17 protein-coding genes and 1 tRNA gene are annotated in these 15,777 nt (G+C 51.9%); 5 read left to right on the top strand and 13 right to left on the bottom strand.

Annotated features, from left to right (window positions below; genetic code table 11):
• Positions 1-69 precede the first annotated feature (69 nt).
• Positions 70-450, bottom strand: a complete 381-nt coding sequence (locus tag GW590_RS11180; protein WP_235955920.1) for a MerR family transcriptional regulator — start codon at positions 448-450, stop codon at positions 70-72.
• A 76-nt stretch (positions 451-526) separates the two neighbouring features.
• Here GW590_RS11180 and GW590_RS11175 point away from each other — a divergent pair, with 76 nt between their 5' ends.
• Positions 527-1,351 carry an SDR family NAD(P)-dependent oxidoreductase gene (locus GW590_RS11175; RefSeq protein ID WP_169403131.1) on the top strand — a complete coding sequence of 275 codons (825 nt, stop codon included), beginning with the start codon at positions 527-529 and terminating at the stop codon, positions 1,349-1,351.
• A 34-nt stretch (positions 1,352-1,385) separates the two neighbouring features.
• On the opposite strand, the gene dapF is transcribed toward GW590_RS11175, so the two are convergent.
• Entirely contained in the window at positions 1,386-2,231 is an 846-nt protein-coding gene (dapF, locus tag GW590_RS11170; protein ID WP_169403130.1) for a diaminopimelate epimerase, read from the bottom strand.
• A gap of 687 nt (positions 2,232-2,918) precedes the next feature.
• Here dapF and GW590_RS11165 point away from each other — a divergent pair.
• Positions 2,919-3,275: a hypothetical protein gene (locus tag GW590_RS11165; RefSeq protein WP_169403129.1), complete on the top strand. Its 357-nt coding sequence runs from the start codon at positions 2,919-2,921 to the stop codon at positions 3,273-3,275.
• Between the two features lie 93 nt (positions 3,276-3,368).
• On the opposite strand, the gene GW590_RS11160 is transcribed toward GW590_RS11165, so the two are convergent.
• The 7 genes from GW590_RS11160 to GW590_RS11130 all read right to left on the bottom strand — a co-directional run bounded on the left by GW590_RS11160 (position 3,369) and on the right by GW590_RS11130 (position 10,500).
• On the bottom strand, positions 3,369-4,313 hold the full coding sequence (locus GW590_RS11160) for an oligopeptide/dipeptide ABC transporter ATP-binding protein (RefSeq protein WP_169403128.1): 945 nt from the start codon (positions 4,311-4,313) through the stop codon (positions 3,369-3,371).
• Complete coding sequence (locus tag GW590_RS11155; protein WP_169403127.1) at positions 4,313-5,344, bottom strand: ABC transporter ATP-binding protein; 1,032 nt, start codon at positions 5,342-5,344, stop codon at positions 4,313-4,315. The genes GW590_RS11160 and GW590_RS11155 overlap by 1 nt, the downstream gene beginning before the upstream one ends.
• A gap of 2 nt (positions 5,345-5,346) precedes the next feature.
• Positions 5,347-6,258 carry a D,D-dipeptide ABC transporter permease gene (ddpC, locus tag GW590_RS11150; protein ID WP_169403126.1) on the bottom strand — a complete coding sequence of 304 codons (912 nt, stop codon included), beginning with the start codon at positions 6,256-6,258 and terminating at the stop codon, positions 5,347-5,349.
• A gap of 4 nt (positions 6,259-6,262) precedes the next feature.
• Positions 6,263-7,279: an ABC transporter permease gene (locus tag GW590_RS11145; protein ID WP_169403125.1), complete on the bottom strand. Its 1,017-nt coding sequence runs from the start codon at positions 7,277-7,279 to the stop codon at positions 6,263-6,265.
• An 84-nt stretch (positions 7,280-7,363) separates the two neighbouring features.
• Positions 7,364-8,953 (bottom strand): ABC transporter substrate-binding protein, encoded by a 1,590-nt coding sequence (locus GW590_RS11140; RefSeq protein ID WP_169403124.1) that lies wholly within the window; start codon positions 8,951-8,953, stop codon positions 7,364-7,366.
• A gap of 49 nt (positions 8,954-9,002) precedes the next feature.
• The gene (gene ddpX, locus GW590_RS11135) at positions 9,003-9,578 is read right to left on the bottom strand and encodes a D-alanyl-D-alanine dipeptidase (protein WP_169403123.1); all 576 of its coding nucleotides are present in this window, start codon (positions 9,576-9,578) and stop codon (positions 9,003-9,005) included.
• 46 nt (positions 9,579-9,624) lie between these two features.
• Complete coding sequence (locus GW590_RS11130; protein WP_169403122.1) at positions 9,625-10,500, bottom strand: MurR/RpiR family transcriptional regulator; 876 nt, start codon at positions 10,498-10,500, stop codon at positions 9,625-9,627.
• A gap of 365 nt (positions 10,501-10,865) precedes the next feature.
• On the opposite strand from GW590_RS11130, the gene GW590_RS11125 reads away from it, so the two are divergent.
• Both GW590_RS11125 and GW590_RS11120 read left to right on the top strand, forming a co-directional pair.
• Positions 10,866-11,426, top strand: coding sequence for a DsbA family protein (locus GW590_RS11125; RefSeq protein ID WP_169403121.1), 561 nt, complete (start codon positions 10,866-10,868; stop codon positions 11,424-11,426).
• 115 nt (positions 11,427-11,541) lie between these two features.
• Positions 11,542-11,617, top strand: a tRNA-Asn gene (locus tag GW590_RS11120).
• 486 nt (positions 11,618-12,103) lie between these two features.
• Here GW590_RS11120 and GW590_RS11115 read toward each other — a convergent pair.
• Positions 12,104-12,940 carry an alpha/beta fold hydrolase gene (locus GW590_RS11115; protein ID WP_169403319.1) on the bottom strand — a complete coding sequence of 279 codons (837 nt, stop codon included), beginning with the start codon at positions 12,938-12,940 and terminating at the stop codon, positions 12,104-12,106.
• A gap of 258 nt (positions 12,941-13,198) precedes the next feature.
• On the opposite strand from GW590_RS11115, the gene GW590_RS11110 reads away from it, so the two are divergent.
• A complete protein-coding gene (locus GW590_RS11110) occupies positions 13,199-14,194 on the top strand; it encodes a GlxA family transcriptional regulator (RefSeq protein ID WP_169403120.1) in 996 nt (331 codons plus the stop codon).
• Between the two features lie 64 nt (positions 14,195-14,258).
• On the opposite strand, the gene GW590_RS24185 is transcribed toward GW590_RS11110, so the two are convergent.
• The 3 genes from GW590_RS24185 to GW590_RS11095 all read right to left on the bottom strand — a co-directional run bounded on the left by GW590_RS24185 (position 14,259) and on the right by GW590_RS11095 (position 15,644).
• A complete protein-coding gene (locus tag GW590_RS24185) occupies positions 14,259-14,741 on the bottom strand; it encodes a hypothetical protein (protein ID WP_211186747.1) in 483 nt (160 codons plus the stop codon).
• 90 nt (positions 14,742-14,831) lie between these two features.
• Positions 14,832-15,284, bottom strand: a complete 453-nt coding sequence (locus GW590_RS11100) for a GNAT family N-acetyltransferase (RefSeq protein WP_169403119.1) — start codon at positions 15,282-15,284, stop codon at positions 14,832-14,834.
• 126 nt (positions 15,285-15,410) lie between these two features.
• Positions 15,411-15,644 (bottom strand): VOC family protein, encoded by a 234-nt coding sequence (locus GW590_RS11095; protein WP_169403118.1) that lies wholly within the window; start codon positions 15,642-15,644, stop codon positions 15,411-15,413.
• Positions 15,645-15,777 lie beyond the last annotated feature (133 nt).

Below are 15,777 nucleotides of genomic sequence, written 5' to 3'. Positions count from 1 at the left end.
GTGCGGCGGATCAGTTTAAAGACAATAGAATAAATCCCCCAGCCTGGGGATTTTTTCTTATAGCGCCCCTCAAAAGGCGTCATCACAGGGCTGACCAACCTTGTTTAGCGCTTGAACAATCCCGGCACGTAACGCGGTAAGGGCAGCTTCTTTTTCGTCGATTTGCGCCAGTTTGCGTTGCAGGCTGGCGCGCTTTTGCTCAACGCTAAAGCGATCTTCCACCCAGATATTGAGCACATCGGCTATCTCGGCCAGGGTAAAACCAAGCATTTTGGCATGCTTGATCATCTTCAGCCGCTGCAGATCCACCGCCGAATAGACTTTATAGTTGTTGCTGGCATTGGGCTGCGGGATCTTTTCCAGCAAACCTTGTCGCTCGTAATAACGCACTGTATCTCTGGGCAACTCTGCTTTTGCACATAACTCGCCAATACGCATTGTTTTCTCCATTAGCAAACTGCTTGACCGTGGACCCAAGTCCCGGGTTTATGCTCAGCGCAGCATACCCCGATACAGGAAAACAAGCATGGCCTCTTTTGATTACTCTGGCAAAACGGCGCTGATCACCGGTGCCTCCTCTGGTATTGGCCTGGCCTTTGCCGAACAGTTGGCAGCGCGCGGTACGGCGCTGATTTTGGTGGCGCGCAGCGCCGATAAACTCCAGCAACTGGCCGACCGGCTAAGGCAACAGCACGGCATCAACATCTGGGTACTGCCCCAGGATCTGCTTGCCGCCGAAGCCAGCAGCGCAGTGCTCGATCGGTTGACGGACTGGGATCTGACCCCGGATATTCTTATCAACAACGCCGGTTTTGCTACCTATGGCGTATTTGAACAAATTTCACTACAACGTCAACAAGAAGAGATACGCCTTAACTGCCTGCTGCCGGTTACGCTGACCCATGCCCTGCTGCCCGCCATGTTGGCTCGTGGCTGCGGTGTCGTAATTAATGTGGCATCCACTGCCGCCATGCAGCCTGATCCTTACATGGCGATTTACGGTGCCAGTAAAGCATTTTTGCTGTCATTTTCGGAAGCGTTATGGGCAGAGAATCGACAGCGCGGCGTCCGCGTCCTGGCACTGTGCCCCGGAGCTACCGATACGGCATTTTTTGCGGTGGTCAATGCCGAAGAGGCGGCGGTGGGTAGCAGGATGCCTGCGGAAGTGGTGGTGAGCATGGCATTAACCGCGCTGGATAAGCAACGAAACTATATTATCACCGGCGGCCAAAACTGGTTGCTGGGGCAGTTGTCTCGCTTGGTTACCCGGCGGCGCATTTTGCTGATTGCCGAGAAGATCCTCAGACCCCGACAGTCGCGTTGGCAACAGGCCAGGCCAGATAAGACCTGACCTTAAAAATGGCCGTTACCGGCTGACAGGCAGGTTATTGCAAATCATAAAAGCAATCGTCATCGAGGGTAATGGTGGCGATTTTCTGCACCGGCCCGCGCATATTAACCATAAAATCTCCGGAGAAGGCGATCGCCAACTGGCCGCCCGGCATGGTGACAGTGACACGATCGTCCACCAGCCCAAGTTTGCGCATGGCACTGGCCGCCGCACAGCTGCTGCTGCCGGAGGCCAGCGTATAACCGGCACCGCGTTCCCAGATACCAATGCTGATATTCGCCCGGTCAATCACCTCGACAAACTGTACATTGGTGCGTTTGGGAAACAGGGCCAGCGTTTCAATCAGTGGCCCTAGCTGCTGCACCAGCGCCAGATCCAGTTTATCGACCCGCACCACGCAGTGCGGATTGCCCATGGAAACCAGAGTCACCTTAAGATGATGGCCCCCCACCACCAGTGGCCGATCGAGCACTTCATCCCCGTCAATATTGGCGGGAAGCGCCGACGGCGCAAACTTCGCCTGCCCCATATCAACAATAATCTGGTGCGCGCCTGGCGTCACTTCACAGCTTACCTGGCCGCCAAGGGTGTTAACCAAAAAGGGTTGATGACCGACTCTCTTGATATCAAACAGATAGCGCGCATAAATCCGCAGGCCATTGCCACTTTTCTCTGCCTCAGAACCATCAGGATTGATGATACGTACCCGGGATATCTCTTCATCATCAATATCGATAAGCAGACCGTCTGAACCAATGCCGTAATTACGGTCACAGAGACGTACAATTTGCTCAACGGACAATTGCGCCGCCACGCTTTGATGACAAACCAGATAGTCATTGCCCAAACCATGATAACGATGAAAAAGAGAAACGTTCATAATCAGCCCAGCCTTGTCATTAAAAAACGATATACCGAATCAACATGGAACTCCTATGGGCTTTTTAGTAACAGACATAATGCACTATTAACCAAACCAAAGGAGAGAACTTGAAAGCTTACGCGAAAGCCTGACTTTCGCGCCAGCGGGAAAGTTTCTGTGATGATCTATGTCGACGCAATTATCTCATGTTCTACCACGCAACAACTATCAAATGTCAGATGGCGTTCTTTGTCAAATGACGCGTACAACGGCTTCCCCACTTAATCCGAGATCGCCGGGGACCGTTTTTGATAGCAGACAAATTGGCCAAACCGCTTGCGGGTCTGCCGATAATACGCAATTGCTTAGTATGCTTCAGCGCCAGGGTTTGGGAGAGGCTCTCAATCCCCGCTCACCGGGCCCGGTTGCTTATTAAAAGGTAAAATAGCAGCCAGATCTCTCCGAAGAGGGAGATCTGGCTTTAATGGCACAATATCGGATCATTGCTCAAAAATAATAACAACAAAGGGAGAGGAATATAAATACCCTGCTCTCGACAATGAAAAAACACCCTATGAATATGAAAATTATGACATATTTTTATTTACAGAAGTAATAGCAAATTAACCTATTAAAGGAGAGAACTTGAAAGCTTACGTGAAAACCTAAACTTTCACGTAGGCGGGAAAGCTTCTATTATAACCTATGGATATTTCTTTATTAAACACGCAAAAATGCACATCAAACCCTTACACCATCGCTGATGTGCAATCAGCGACTATCGATTATCTCCACGATCGTTTGGCTCAATCGAAAGGCACCATAGCACGCATGCCACTCCCTTTCTCATCCCCACAAGGGCCTGGAATTCGTGATGAGTCATCCTTTCCAGCAACTATCCAAAAACATCCGGTAAAGTTACCCGCGGATACTAACGACAGGAAAACTTTCCTCGATTACCTTCCGGCAAAATGCGGCAGTAACAGCAAAGATGATAAAGCCTTTGATCTCGCGTTGCTTATTAACAAGTTAGGCAAAAACCGCAGCAGCGTCAGCTTTTAACGCAGTGCGCAAATTGCAGTAACTGTGACCTGCTCTATCCAGGGCAGGTTTACAGCATGCCTCGACGAGATCCAATCATGCCCGCCCTTGCCGTTAACTGACCCGATGACATCTGACCGCCACACCTGACAGATTGACCCGCAAATCCTGTGGCATCTGGCAACCGTTGCCCGCATAAGGGCAGCGCTCGCGAAAGTAACAGCCCTGCGGCAGTTGGCGATTACTTGGCAGTTCGCCTTTTCGGTCTTCCTGTCCCTCTGCCAGCGATCGCCCGGCCTGTGGCACCGAGTCCAGCAGCAGCCGGGTATAGGGATGCTGAGGACGGGCCAGCACTTTGTCCGTCGGTCCCAACTCAACAATCTGTCCCAGATACATCACTGCCACGCGATCGCTCATATGCCGTACCACCGAGACGTTGTGGGAGATCAGCACATAGGTCAGATTACGTTGACGCTGCAGCGCTACCAATAGATTGAGGATTTGCGCCTGCACTGAGATGTCCAGCGCCGAAGTGGGCTCATCAAGCACGATAATATCCGGTTGTGACGACAGCGCGCGGGCAATGGAGATGCGCTGGCGCTGGCCGCCGGAAAATTCATGAGGGAGACGATCCAGTGACTCTTTACGTAATCCTACCTGCTCGGCGAGCGTCTCGGCCAGGCTACGGCGCTCACTGGCCGAGTTATGCTTTTGCACATAAACCGGCTCGGTAATAATGCGCCACACCGGCAAACGCGGATCCAGCGAAGACTGTGGATCCTGAAACACCATCTGCATGCCGGAACCAAACCAGGATCCCGCCGCACGGGCGCGCAGCAAGGTACCGCTACTGGGCGTTTGCAGCCCCATCAGCAATTGTGCCAGCGTGCTTTTGCCGCAGCCAGACTCGCCGACAATACCCAGGGTTTCGCCGCGCATAATATTCAAATCCACACCATTAAGGGCATGCACATAGCCCCTCGGCTGCCCCAGCCAGTTAAATTTTACCGGGAAGCGTACGCGAATATCCTGTAATTCCATCAAGGCTTCGGCATTCATCAGGCTTGCTCCTGTTTGCTCGGCAGATTTCCGGGCTGAGGATGCCAGCAGGCCACCTGCTGTGACGATCCTGCAGACATCGGGGTCAAGGGTGGCGTCTGCATACAGCGGGCATCCGCATGACTGCAGCGTTCACGAAAGGCACAGCCTTGGGGGAGATGGGTCAAACTGGGCACCGTGCCCGCAATGGCTTTCAATAAAGTACGCGGTTCAGCATTCTCCGGCGCCGCCTGCAACAAACCAATGGAGTATGGATGTGCCGGATGGCCGATCACCTGCTCAGTGCCGCCACTTTCAATAACATGACCGGCATACATCACGTAAACCCGATCGCATAGCTGCGCAACCACCGCCATATCATGGGTAATAAACAGCACCGCAGTACCGCTGTTGAGAGCCTTACGCTGCAACAGACGCAGTACCTGACGTTGCACCGTGACATCCAGCGCAGTAGTGGGTTCATCGGCGATAATCAGCTCGGGTTCGCAGGAAAATGCCATGGCGATCAGCACTCGCTGGCGCATGCCGCCGGAAAGTTCAAAAGGGTAGCGCGCCATTACCTGTTCGGCATCGGCAATCTGCATTTCCTGCAACAGAGCGACGGCCTTGTTATGCGCCTGCTGACGGCTCAGTTGCTGGTGCAGGCAGATAATTTCACACATCTGACGGCCAATTTTACGCGTTGGGTTAAGAGCATTCATCGGCTCCTGAAAAATCATCGCCACCCGCGCACCACGTAGTTGACGCATCTGCTTTTCGCTGGCCTGGAGCACATCGCTACCCAGCAAGTGCAGGCTGCCACCCTTGATGGTAAAACTTTCCGGCGGCAACAGACGCATCGCCATCATTGCCGTTACCGATTTGCCGGAGCCGGACTCGCCGACCACGCCGACGATCTCTCCGGCATTAACCCGTAATGAGACCTGATTCAGGGCCTTGACCTCGCCGTCGTAAACCGGGAAAACCAGCTGTAAACCGTCGATTTCCAACACCGGAGTAGCCGCCGTCGAGGCAGGTAATAATGCGGCCATTGTCAACGCCCTCCGCTTTTCGGGTCCAGCAGGTCACGCAGACCGTCACCGAACAGGTTAAACCCGGTAGCGGTGATCAGGATCGCCATACCGGGAAAGGCGGAATACCACCATTGGTCGAGAATATAGTTGCGGCCATTGGCCACCATCGCTCCCCACTCGGCAGTAGGCTGTTGTGCCCCCAGGCCAATAAAACCCAGTGTGGCAGCCATCAGAATGGAAGTACCGATATCCAGCGAAGCCTGCACCACCAGCGGCGGCAATACGTTGCGTAATACGTGCCAGGTGATCAGATGCCAGCGCGATGCGCCAAAGGTGCGGGTGGCCTGCATATAGGCCTGATGGCGTAGCATCAGCGTCTGCCCGCGCGCCAGGCGCACATAAAACGGAATGCGCACAACGGCAATTGCCAACATGGCGTTAAACAGACTAGGCCCAAGAGCCGCCGCCAGTGCCATGGTCAAGACCAGGGAAGGCACCGACAGCATAATGTCCATCCCGCGCATAATCAGCGCATCCAGCACCCCGCCCATCACCCCGGAAAAACAGCCAAGCAGCGAACCGACAGATCCGGCAAGGATCACCACCGCCAGCCCGGCGGCCACCGACTGCTGGCTGCCAATCAGCACCCGGCTAAACAGGTCGCGTCCTACCTCGTCAGTACCAAACCAATGCGCCGTCGAGGGTGCCTGCAGGCGCGCGGCTAGATCGATGGCATTTGGGTTGTGCGGCACCAGCCAGGGTGAACACAGCATAAGCAATACCACCAGCAGCATAATTGCCAGCCCCAGCAGAGTTAGCGGACTGCGGCTCAGTTGATGCGCCCTTCGCCGCCAGGCAGTAAAGGGACGTTTTGAGGTGACCGGGGCGCAATTGGCGCGACCGCGGCCCACCTCCGGCTCAAGCAGTGACATAGCGTTACCTCACTCTGCCAATACGCGGGTCTATCCACACGTAAAGTAAATCCACGCCTAAATTCACCAGCACATAGGCAAAGGAGACCACCACCGCAAAACCCATCACCGCCGGAAAATCCAATGCCTGGATTGAACTGACCACATAAGCCCCCATCCCCGGCCAGGCAAAAACTGTCTCGGTCAATACCGCGCCATACAGTAGATCCCCCAGCGCCAGCCCGAGGACGGTGACCGAGGGGATCAACGCATTCGGCAAGGCGTGACTCAAGATCACCCGCCAGTTCGACAGGCCGTTGGCACGCGCGGTGCGGATATAGTCCTCACTCAGTTGCTCCAGCATGGCGGAACGGATCTGCCGCGCAACTACGCCCATATGCACAAAGGCCAGCGTTAGCGCAGGCAATAATAAATGTTGCAGACTGTTCCACAGTGCCTCGCGGTTGCCGGTCAACAAGGCATCAAGCAGATAAAAACCGCTGATCGATGTGGGCGGATCCAGCCAGTCATCCAACCGACCGCCGCCGGGTAACAGATTCAGATGGCCATAAAACAGAATAATCACCCCCAACCCGAGCCAAAATGCCGGCGTTGAAATGCCAATCACCGACAGCATGCGCACCAGATGATCGGCAAATTTATTACGATATACCGCCGACAACACCCCCAACGGGATCCCCAGCACGATAGCCAGCAGCAGCGCGCTGAGCGCCAGCTCCAGCGTGGCCGGGAAAAACGTCCGCAGGTCTTCCAGCACCGGTCGGCCGGTACGGATGGAAGTGCCAAGATCGCCATGCAGCAAGGCGGTCACATAGCGATAAAATTGTACGTACAGTGGTTGATCCAGCCCCAGTTGCTGGCGCATATGCTGCACCATCTCATTACTGGCACGATCGCCGGCCAGCAATCTTGCCGGGTCGCCGGGGATCAGATGCGAGATAATAAAGGTGATAATGCATACCCCCACCATCACTAAAACCAGTCCCCACAAACGCTGGCGAATAATGGTCCAAAAAGTCATAGCACTCCCCCAAACACAGCACCGGAGCCTGTCACTCCGATGCCAGGCCACTCTCAACCCGCAAACAATATCTTGCTGCGCAACCTACTGTTTGCTCATTTCGCCGATGTTAAACACCTGTTCCAGCATCGGGTTGAAGACAAAGCCTTTAACCTCTTTATTGAGGGCTACCTGATAGTTTTTCTGGAACAGGTAGACGTACGCCGCTTCGTCGATAACGATTTTTTGTGCCTGCTGGTAATAGTCGGTGCGTTGCTGCTGATCGGTGACCGCCACGGCTTTTTTCAGTAAGTCATCCACCGCCGGATTGCTGTAAAAAGAGCGATTGCCCGGCAATCCTTTTTTATCCGACTCAAACCAGTAGTTCATAAACATATAGGGGTCGGCAAAGTCCGGACTCCAGTTGCCGATGGAGATGTCATAGTCCCCGTGGCCAATACGATCGCGCATGGTGGCATTGGCCAGTTTCTCCAGCTTCACGTTAACCCCGGCAGCGGCCAGGCTGGCCTGCACCGACAGGGCAATGGGCTCCCAGTTGGGATCGCTGTCGGAGTAGAGAAAATCCAGTGTATTTGGCTGCGTTTTCACCTTGGCTAACGCCGCTTTGGCCTTGGTTATATCATTGCTGTACTGCATGGCTTGCGGATCATATCCCCACATGCCGTCAGGAATTGGCCCGCGCATTTGCTTGGCATTGCCGCCGAGAATACCTTTGACCATTCCCTGATAATCGACGGCATAAGAGACAGCACGGCGCAGATCCACCTGGTCCATTGGCGCTTTGCCATTATTCAAATACAGATAGGTAACGCGCAGCGAGGGATACTCGGCAACCGCCACCTTATTCTCCTGTTTTAACGCTGCCAGTTGGTCGACAGGCAGAGAGTCGGCAATATCCAGATCACCGCGGGATAACTGCAAACGGCGGCTGGCGCTTTCGCCGATGATTTTTACCGTCACTCGTTTAAAAGCCGGTTTTTCGCCGCTGTAGTAAGTATTGGGGACCAGCACCAACTGTTGGCCCTTCTGCCAGCGTTCCAGTTTGTACGGACCTGAACCGGCAGTATGGCTGGCCAGCCAGGCTTTGCCTTCATCCTCGGGATTGGCTTTGGCAATCGCCGGATTGACGATCCCTGCCCCGTCGTTGGCCAGCGTATAGAGGAAAGGGGCAAAGGGGGTTTTCAACGTAAAGCGTACGGTGAGCGGATCGACCACCGTCACCTGCATATCTTTCGGGAAAGCTTCTGACGGTCCCTGGGCAATCTTCATCAATCGCTCAAATGACCATTTCACCGCCTCGGCGTTTACCTCACTGCCATCGTCAAACTTCGCGCCAGGTTTAAGGACAAAAGTCCATACCAACTGATCCGCCGACGCCGTCCAACTGGCAGCCAGATCGCCTGCCACCTGCGTCGACCCTTTACCCCCTTCGCTTTTATAACCCACCAGCCGCTGATAGGCCGGATAGGTTACCGTCCAGTCGTTATTGTCGATGGTCACCGCCGGGTCAAGCGTCTGGGGATCGGCAGCCTTGCCAATCACCAACATATCCTTGGGTACGGCGGCTTGTGCATTCAGCGTCAGGGCAGATAACGCCAACAACACGGCAGTGCTGACGACGGTTTTTTGGGCGATGACTTGCTTAAATAACGACTTCGCTGTGGTAATACGCATGGGCAAACTCCTGCTTTAATAAGGATAGCAATGCATAAAATGCCAGGATTCAGGCAAGGTTTTTGGGTGGAAAACAGTCAAAAAGATCGGCCAGCAACGGATAAGTCAGCGCATCCGGCAGCTCAAAGTGCCACCATTCACTGGCAATCCCCTGAAAGCCGCCGGCGGCCATCACCGCATTAAGCAGCAGGCGATTACGTTGCATTTGAACCGGAAGATGGGGATAAAAAGGGTGCGAACGCTCGGTCATTTCATCAAAACCGGCGCCCATATCCAGCTCTTGCCCCTGCTCATCGAGCAGCGTCAGATCAATGGCTACGCCACGGCTGTGGTGCGACCCTTGCCGGGTATCGGCAACATACTGCGGATCGGGCAGATGCGCCCAAAAGATATGCTGCGCCTGCTGTGGACGGTAGGCGTCAAAAATTTTCAGATTGTATCCGGCTAATCTGGCGACCTGAAAACAGCGCACCAGCCCTTTGGCGGCATCGGGATGGAGCAGGCAGCGACTTTCGCAATACACCACTTGCCCGGTCAGGTTGTCTTGCGTGGCATATTTCAGATCAATCACCGCCTCGGGTAACAGTGCGGCCACATCAATCAAAGTGATATCCTGGTTATTCATAATAATGTTCTGCTGCCCTTATAATAAAAATGCACAGCGCCGCCGCTCAGGAGGCAAACTGCCCAAACTCTTTTTGCAAAATACGATTATTAGCCAGACGCTGTTCTACCTCACTGCCGCGCAACTCCAACACCGCCGAAGAGAGCAGATTAAACAGACAGCTTAGCGGTGCCATCGAGTCCCAAAATTGGCCGGTATCGGTTTTTAGCTGCAATAAATCCAACGGATAGTCATGGGCCCAGGGGCAATAGATATCGGTGATCAGCGCCACTTGCAGACCGCGTTCACAGGCGGCCTGACAATATTTTTGCGCGATCACCGAATAGGCCCGGGTATCAGTCACCAGCAAATAAGGTGCCGCAAACTCTGAATTAAGCGACTCGACATAGGTGCCAGACTGGCCGTCAGCGAAATAGACCTTGGGCCGCAGGTACTCCAGGTGGCTATAGAAGGTATTGGCGATACCGCGCACCGACTGAATACCGAGAATAAATACTGCATCGGCTTCCGCCAGCCCACGGCTGATACGGGCAAAGCTTTCGCTTTGTGCCAGTTGATAGACATGGGTAATGGCTTCCAGCTCCAGCGTCAGTGCCTGCTGAAATTTCTCTTGCTGCGGCTGTCTGCTGCGCTGGCGATAGGCACCAAGACGATCGGTGACCATCCAGGGTTGATAGCTGGCACCGCTAGCCTGTTGGCGCAGCGTCTGTTTAAAGTCATCCAGGTTGCGATAACCCAGGCTGCGCAAATAGCGCCCGACGGAGATGCCGCTGGTCGCCGTGCTGCGCGCAATGCTATCGGCGGTCTCAAAAGGGATCTGCGCCAGATTGGCCAGTAAATAGCCAGCGATACGCTTGCCCGTGGGGGTTTGCGCAGCAAAAGAAGCCTGAATTTGAGCCATCACATCGAGATTATCTGCCATAAGCCCCTGTTGGTTTGTTATCAAGCTGAGACACTTTGTTATCGCAATAACAAAGCAACAGCTATGCCAACCTCAGCAAAAAATACCAGGGCGTTAATAATGACTTATAAATCATTCAGCTATCAATTTCCCCTCCAGTCCTCCCGGTGAAAAAAGTTACCAAAATGTGACACCTGCGTTAGCGTTGCACAATAATCAGGCGAATTTTCCCAAGCGCAGTGCAAGCTTATGCTGGCGGCTCGGTAATTTTTATTAACGGAAAAAGCAGCAATAGTTTTCGTCAGCACTGGAGCTAAGCGGCGGGATTTGCCAAGATGGGCTTATTCATTGATATTCAATAAAACTGCTGTCATAAGGAGCTTGCGATGAGCACAAACCCAACGCTACACGCTGACCCGCTGGTTTGGGGACACGGCCAAAACCTTTTTGAAGTCTTTCTTGAACCGACCTGCCCTTTTTCCGTTCGCGCCTTTAATAAACTGGACGCGCTGCTGGCCGAAGTGGGTGAAGAGAATATGACGCTGAAAATTCATCTGCAGTCGCAGCCATGGCACCTCTATTCCGGCGTGATTGTGCGTTATATTCTGGCCGCATCAACACTGCCAGCGGGCAAAAGTGCGGCCAAAGCCGTGCTGCAGGCGGTTGCCGACCACCGCGAAGAGTTTGAGTTTGCCGGTCACTGCGCCGGACCCAATATGGACGCCACGCCAAACGACATTATTAACCGCCTGGAACAATACAGCGGCATCAATGCCCGCGAACCCTTTGCCCAGCCGGAATTGCAAAACGCCATTAAATGGCACTGCAAATACTCACGCCAAAACGGTATCCATGTTTCACCAACCTTTATGGTTAATGGGCTGGTGCAGGCAGATATTGGCAGCGGTGACGAGATCTCTTCCTGGGCAAAACGCATTCAGGGCTAAAATTTTGTGCGACATTACCGATATTTGCTGAATTCTTCAGCATTCAAACGAAATTGTGAAAAAGGGCTTTGACAAGCCCTTCGCCCCTCGTTAGTATTCGGCCCGTTCACACGATTCCTCTGTAGTTCAGTCGGTAGAACGGCGGACTGTTAATCCGTATGTCACTGGTTCGAGTCCAGTCAGAGGAGCCAAATTTAGAAAAGCCCGCTTAAGGAAACTTAAGCGGGCTTTTTGCTTTTTTGCATTCAGCGACTGCCGCCGGGGAGAAATCTGAGGGCTGATTGGGGGCTACTCTTTTACCCTTGGGGAAAATTTAGTATTTTTTATCGGGACTTACTGCACATTATTGGCATTAACTGGAAAAAATCTGAGCATCTGGCGGCCATTGAAACCATGAATCAGCAAACCGTTCAATTTTTACGTTTTTTCCAAAACGAAAACTCGTGACCTTCTCTCCATGGATTAACACAGGATGATATTGACCATGTCCGCTTTGGCACAGGGCTGCTGTTGCAGCCCTGTAAACTCAGACTTCAATTGGCTCAGATATCTCCAATGCGTCATCGACCTCAATGCTTGGGTCACGAACTGCACTTTCGAATTTCTTATGACTGGCAACAGTTGAATCCCCCGTAGGTTCTATCAGGTCATTGCCACTCATCCCCCGGTCCTAATCTTTAACTCCTGGCGAAAGCCAGCAAATCAGGGTTGATTTTTTCAGGATGGGTCGCGAACATTCCATGTGGCAGACCCGGATAGGTTTTCAGGGTGCCATGCTTCAACAATTTGACTGACTTATATGCGGAGTCATCAATGGGCACTATCTGGTCGTCTTCGCCATGCATCACCAATACAGGCACGGTGATAGCTTTTAAGTCTTCCGTAAAGTCAGTTTCTGAAAATGCGGCAATACAGTCATACTGCGCTTTAACACCGCCAGCCATTCCCTGCCGCCACCAGTTGTTTATCAATCCCTGGATGACTTTCGCGCCAGGGCGGTTGAAGCCATAAAATGGGCCTGCTGGCACGTCGATATAAAATTGTGCGCGGTTAGCTGCCAGAGCAGAACGGAAACCGTCAAATACTGTTAATGGTAAGCCTTGCGGATTGGCGGGGGTTTTAAGCATGATTGGGGGTACAGCCCCCATCAAAACAGCCTTTGCTACCCTGCCTTTCTCAGCATGTGCGACATAACGCGCCACTTCGCCGCCGCCAGTAGAGTGACCGATATGAATGGCATCCTTCAAATTCAGCACCCTGGCAAGTTCGGCCACGTCTGCCGCGTAAGTAGTCATATCGTTACCTGTATCGGTTTGATCGGAGCGTCCGTGACCACGGCGATCATGAGCGATCACGCGAAAACCTTCAGATAAGAAGAACAGCATCTGATTGTCCCAGTCATCAGCACTTAACGGCCAGCCGTGGTGAAAAACGACAGGTTGTGCATTTTTCGGGCCCCAGTCTTTGTAGAAAATCCGGGTGCCATCTTTGGTAGTAATGATGCCGTTGCTCATAGAGATATCTCCTGAAGGTAATGATAATAATGTTATACCCTGGGCGAAGGATGAGTGAGAGAGCCCAATACTTGCCGACAGTGTGCTGCCAAGGATCAACAGGTCACGCCTTGAAATATTTAACTTTTCAATTTCTGCGCCTGACATATGCGCTCCTTTACAGTTTTTCAGGTCATCGCGGTGATGGCTTGTTGAACATATTGTCAGGCAATACGTAAGCGAATACACTTGTCATATATGACATTATAAGTGTTAAAAATGACAAATATAAATTCAGCTAAAAATACGGTCGTCGCCGAGATTGGCCTGTTGATTTACCGGGACTGCCAACTCGCCGCAGTGTACGGCCTGAGCGATATGTTCAGGATCGCCACTGATTGGGCTATAAGCATTTCCGGAGAGGATCGCAAACTGGCGATACGCGTTTCGCATTGGAAGGTAAATGAAGGAGATGATACGGTGGAATGTGTCTGGGACAGCCATCCAGATGAACCCCATCGCATGAGCTATCTGATTGCGCCGCCAAGCCTGGTGATGCCGGCACTGATGACCTCAATGAAGGTATCTGCTGACTGGATGAATACACTCTACAACAAGGGGGTCACACTGTGTTCGGTTTGCGCAGGTGCATTTGTTCTGGCCGAAACCGGGTTGATTAATCACCGCCGCGCAACAACGCATTGGGCCTTTGCGCAAACGTTAGCAGATCGTTTTCCAAAGATAGACGTTGTTGCGGAAAAAATGGTTATCGACGATGGCGATATTATTACCGCTGGCGGCATTCTTGCCTGGATAGATCTGGGGCTAACGTTGATCGAGAAAATATCAGGAACGGGCACAATGCATGCCACTGCCCGATTTTTGCTGGTCGATCCTCCAAGGCGTGAACAAAGTCCCTATTCCGTATTTATCCCTAATTTTGAGCATGGCGACAGCAAGATTTTGCTTGTCCAGCACCATCTGCATGCCTGCTATTCCGAGCAGCACAGTATTGAGACAATGGCCGAACGGGTGTCCCTGTCACCAAGGACCTTTCTCCGTCATTTCCAGAAAGCGACGGGATTAAGGCCAACGGATTACTTGCAACAGGTCAGGATAATGAAAGCGCGGGACGCGCTGGAGCTTACAGGGCGTGCTGTCGATGTAATTGCGTGGGAAGTGGGATACACAGACTCTTCAGCCTTCCGCAAAATCTTCCGCAAAATTATGGGGGTGACACCCAGCCAGCATCGGCAACGTTTTAGCACTGAATAATTTGCTGCTCTTGTTTTAATCCAGGATGACTAGCCTGATAACGTCCGAGCGAAGATACGTGATATCACCCGCCCACTTCTGGTTCGGGCCGCTGGCGATGAAGTCCTGCTTCAGCAGGTTTTCCGATACCAGCAGACCATCGAAGTCCGTCAATCAGTTTTACCTGCGCGATAAGACTATCACTGCGTGTCAGAATTGAATCAGCATATTCTTCCATTTTTTCATGAATATAGGAGTAATAAACCCCTAGTCCTGTGCAGTACAGGACGCCAAATGTTAACACTATTGAAAGCGTGTAGATACTGACCCTGTGGTGGATAATTTTCAGTATTTGTAGTGGCATTATTGACAGCATCCCCCTGTCGTTATAGTTATCCGGCGTCAACGCTTTGCATAGTATTGAGCTTACTCCAGCCATCGCATTATGGCATGAGAGGTAAACAGCAGTTTTCGTGGTTATCGGCCGTGCGGTTCGAGACTTTATCAGTAATGTATATTCTCCCCCTTTTCCTGCGATACCAGTGACCTGCTCCACGTAAATTAACATATCACAATGTTAGGTCCGCTCTTCGCTCGTAACAGGTATACAACTCTTTTTTCTGGTGCCAAACGCGGACATCTGGATCCATTAATGTAATTAGCACAATGCCTTTGAGAAACATACTGCCTCTTCTCTGCCTATATATGGGCCATAATTCTCAATACAGACATACCCATTTTTCTCGTAAAATGTTACAGCCCGATGGTTAATATGTCGGGTTTCCAGCCTCAGCTCGAGATATCCCATTTCTTTTGCGAAGGTTTCCAGAAAAGTGAGTAAAGCGTTACCAACGCCTGGTACACTTCGGTCTGAAAACATTCTTTTAAGCTCGGCAATATTATGCGTTAATGGCCTGATAGCGCCGCATCCTATCGCATCGCCATGAGCGTTCTTTGCCAATACCCATAACGCTCTGTCACCATTCATTGCATCAACAGTGAAATTGCTTTTGCCGTTATCACCAGTAATAGCGGCAAGTTCTGCTGACAGCATTTCGATTAATCGCTGGGATTCTGAAGAAAATGGATCTGATTTCTCTACGGTTATCATGGTTATATCCTACAAAGAGATTATGACCAGCATAAAGTATCCTGCCTGGAAAAGGCAACATTCCTAAGTTCCCGATACAGCGGTACCCTGTGTACTGTCAGACGGTCAAGAACGTCCTGAATATCATCAACTTCGATCTGACGACCTGATAAATTCTCCTGTGTTGCAACCTTCCACATGATACTGCTCAAGCATCAGTTGCGCCTTACCGAGACACACATAGGCAAAATCAGAATCGCTGCGTATTATCATGACCTTAAAGCCAAGCACTTCCGCATAAAAACGTAAATAGGCGGGGAAATCTGTTACGCTCAGCTCAAGAACCATGCGATTCCAGTAAGGTTCTGTAGAGTGAGTCATTGTACGCATCCATTTTTTGACTGACACAGCATTCACCAACACCCTAATTAATAATGTGGCAGAATGCTGGTTACGTCCGAACTTAGCTCACAGCGGACTTTGTAATCCCGTCTGACTGTTGTGTGCCAGAGGA

Origin of the sequence: Rouxiella aceris (assembly GCF_012933545.1) — a bacterium.
In the GTDB taxonomy this organism is placed as follows: Bacteria; Pseudomonadota; Gammaproteobacteria; order Enterobacterales; family Enterobacteriaceae; genus Rouxiella; species Rouxiella aceris.
This window is presented reverse-complemented; position numbering and strand designations above follow the sequence as displayed.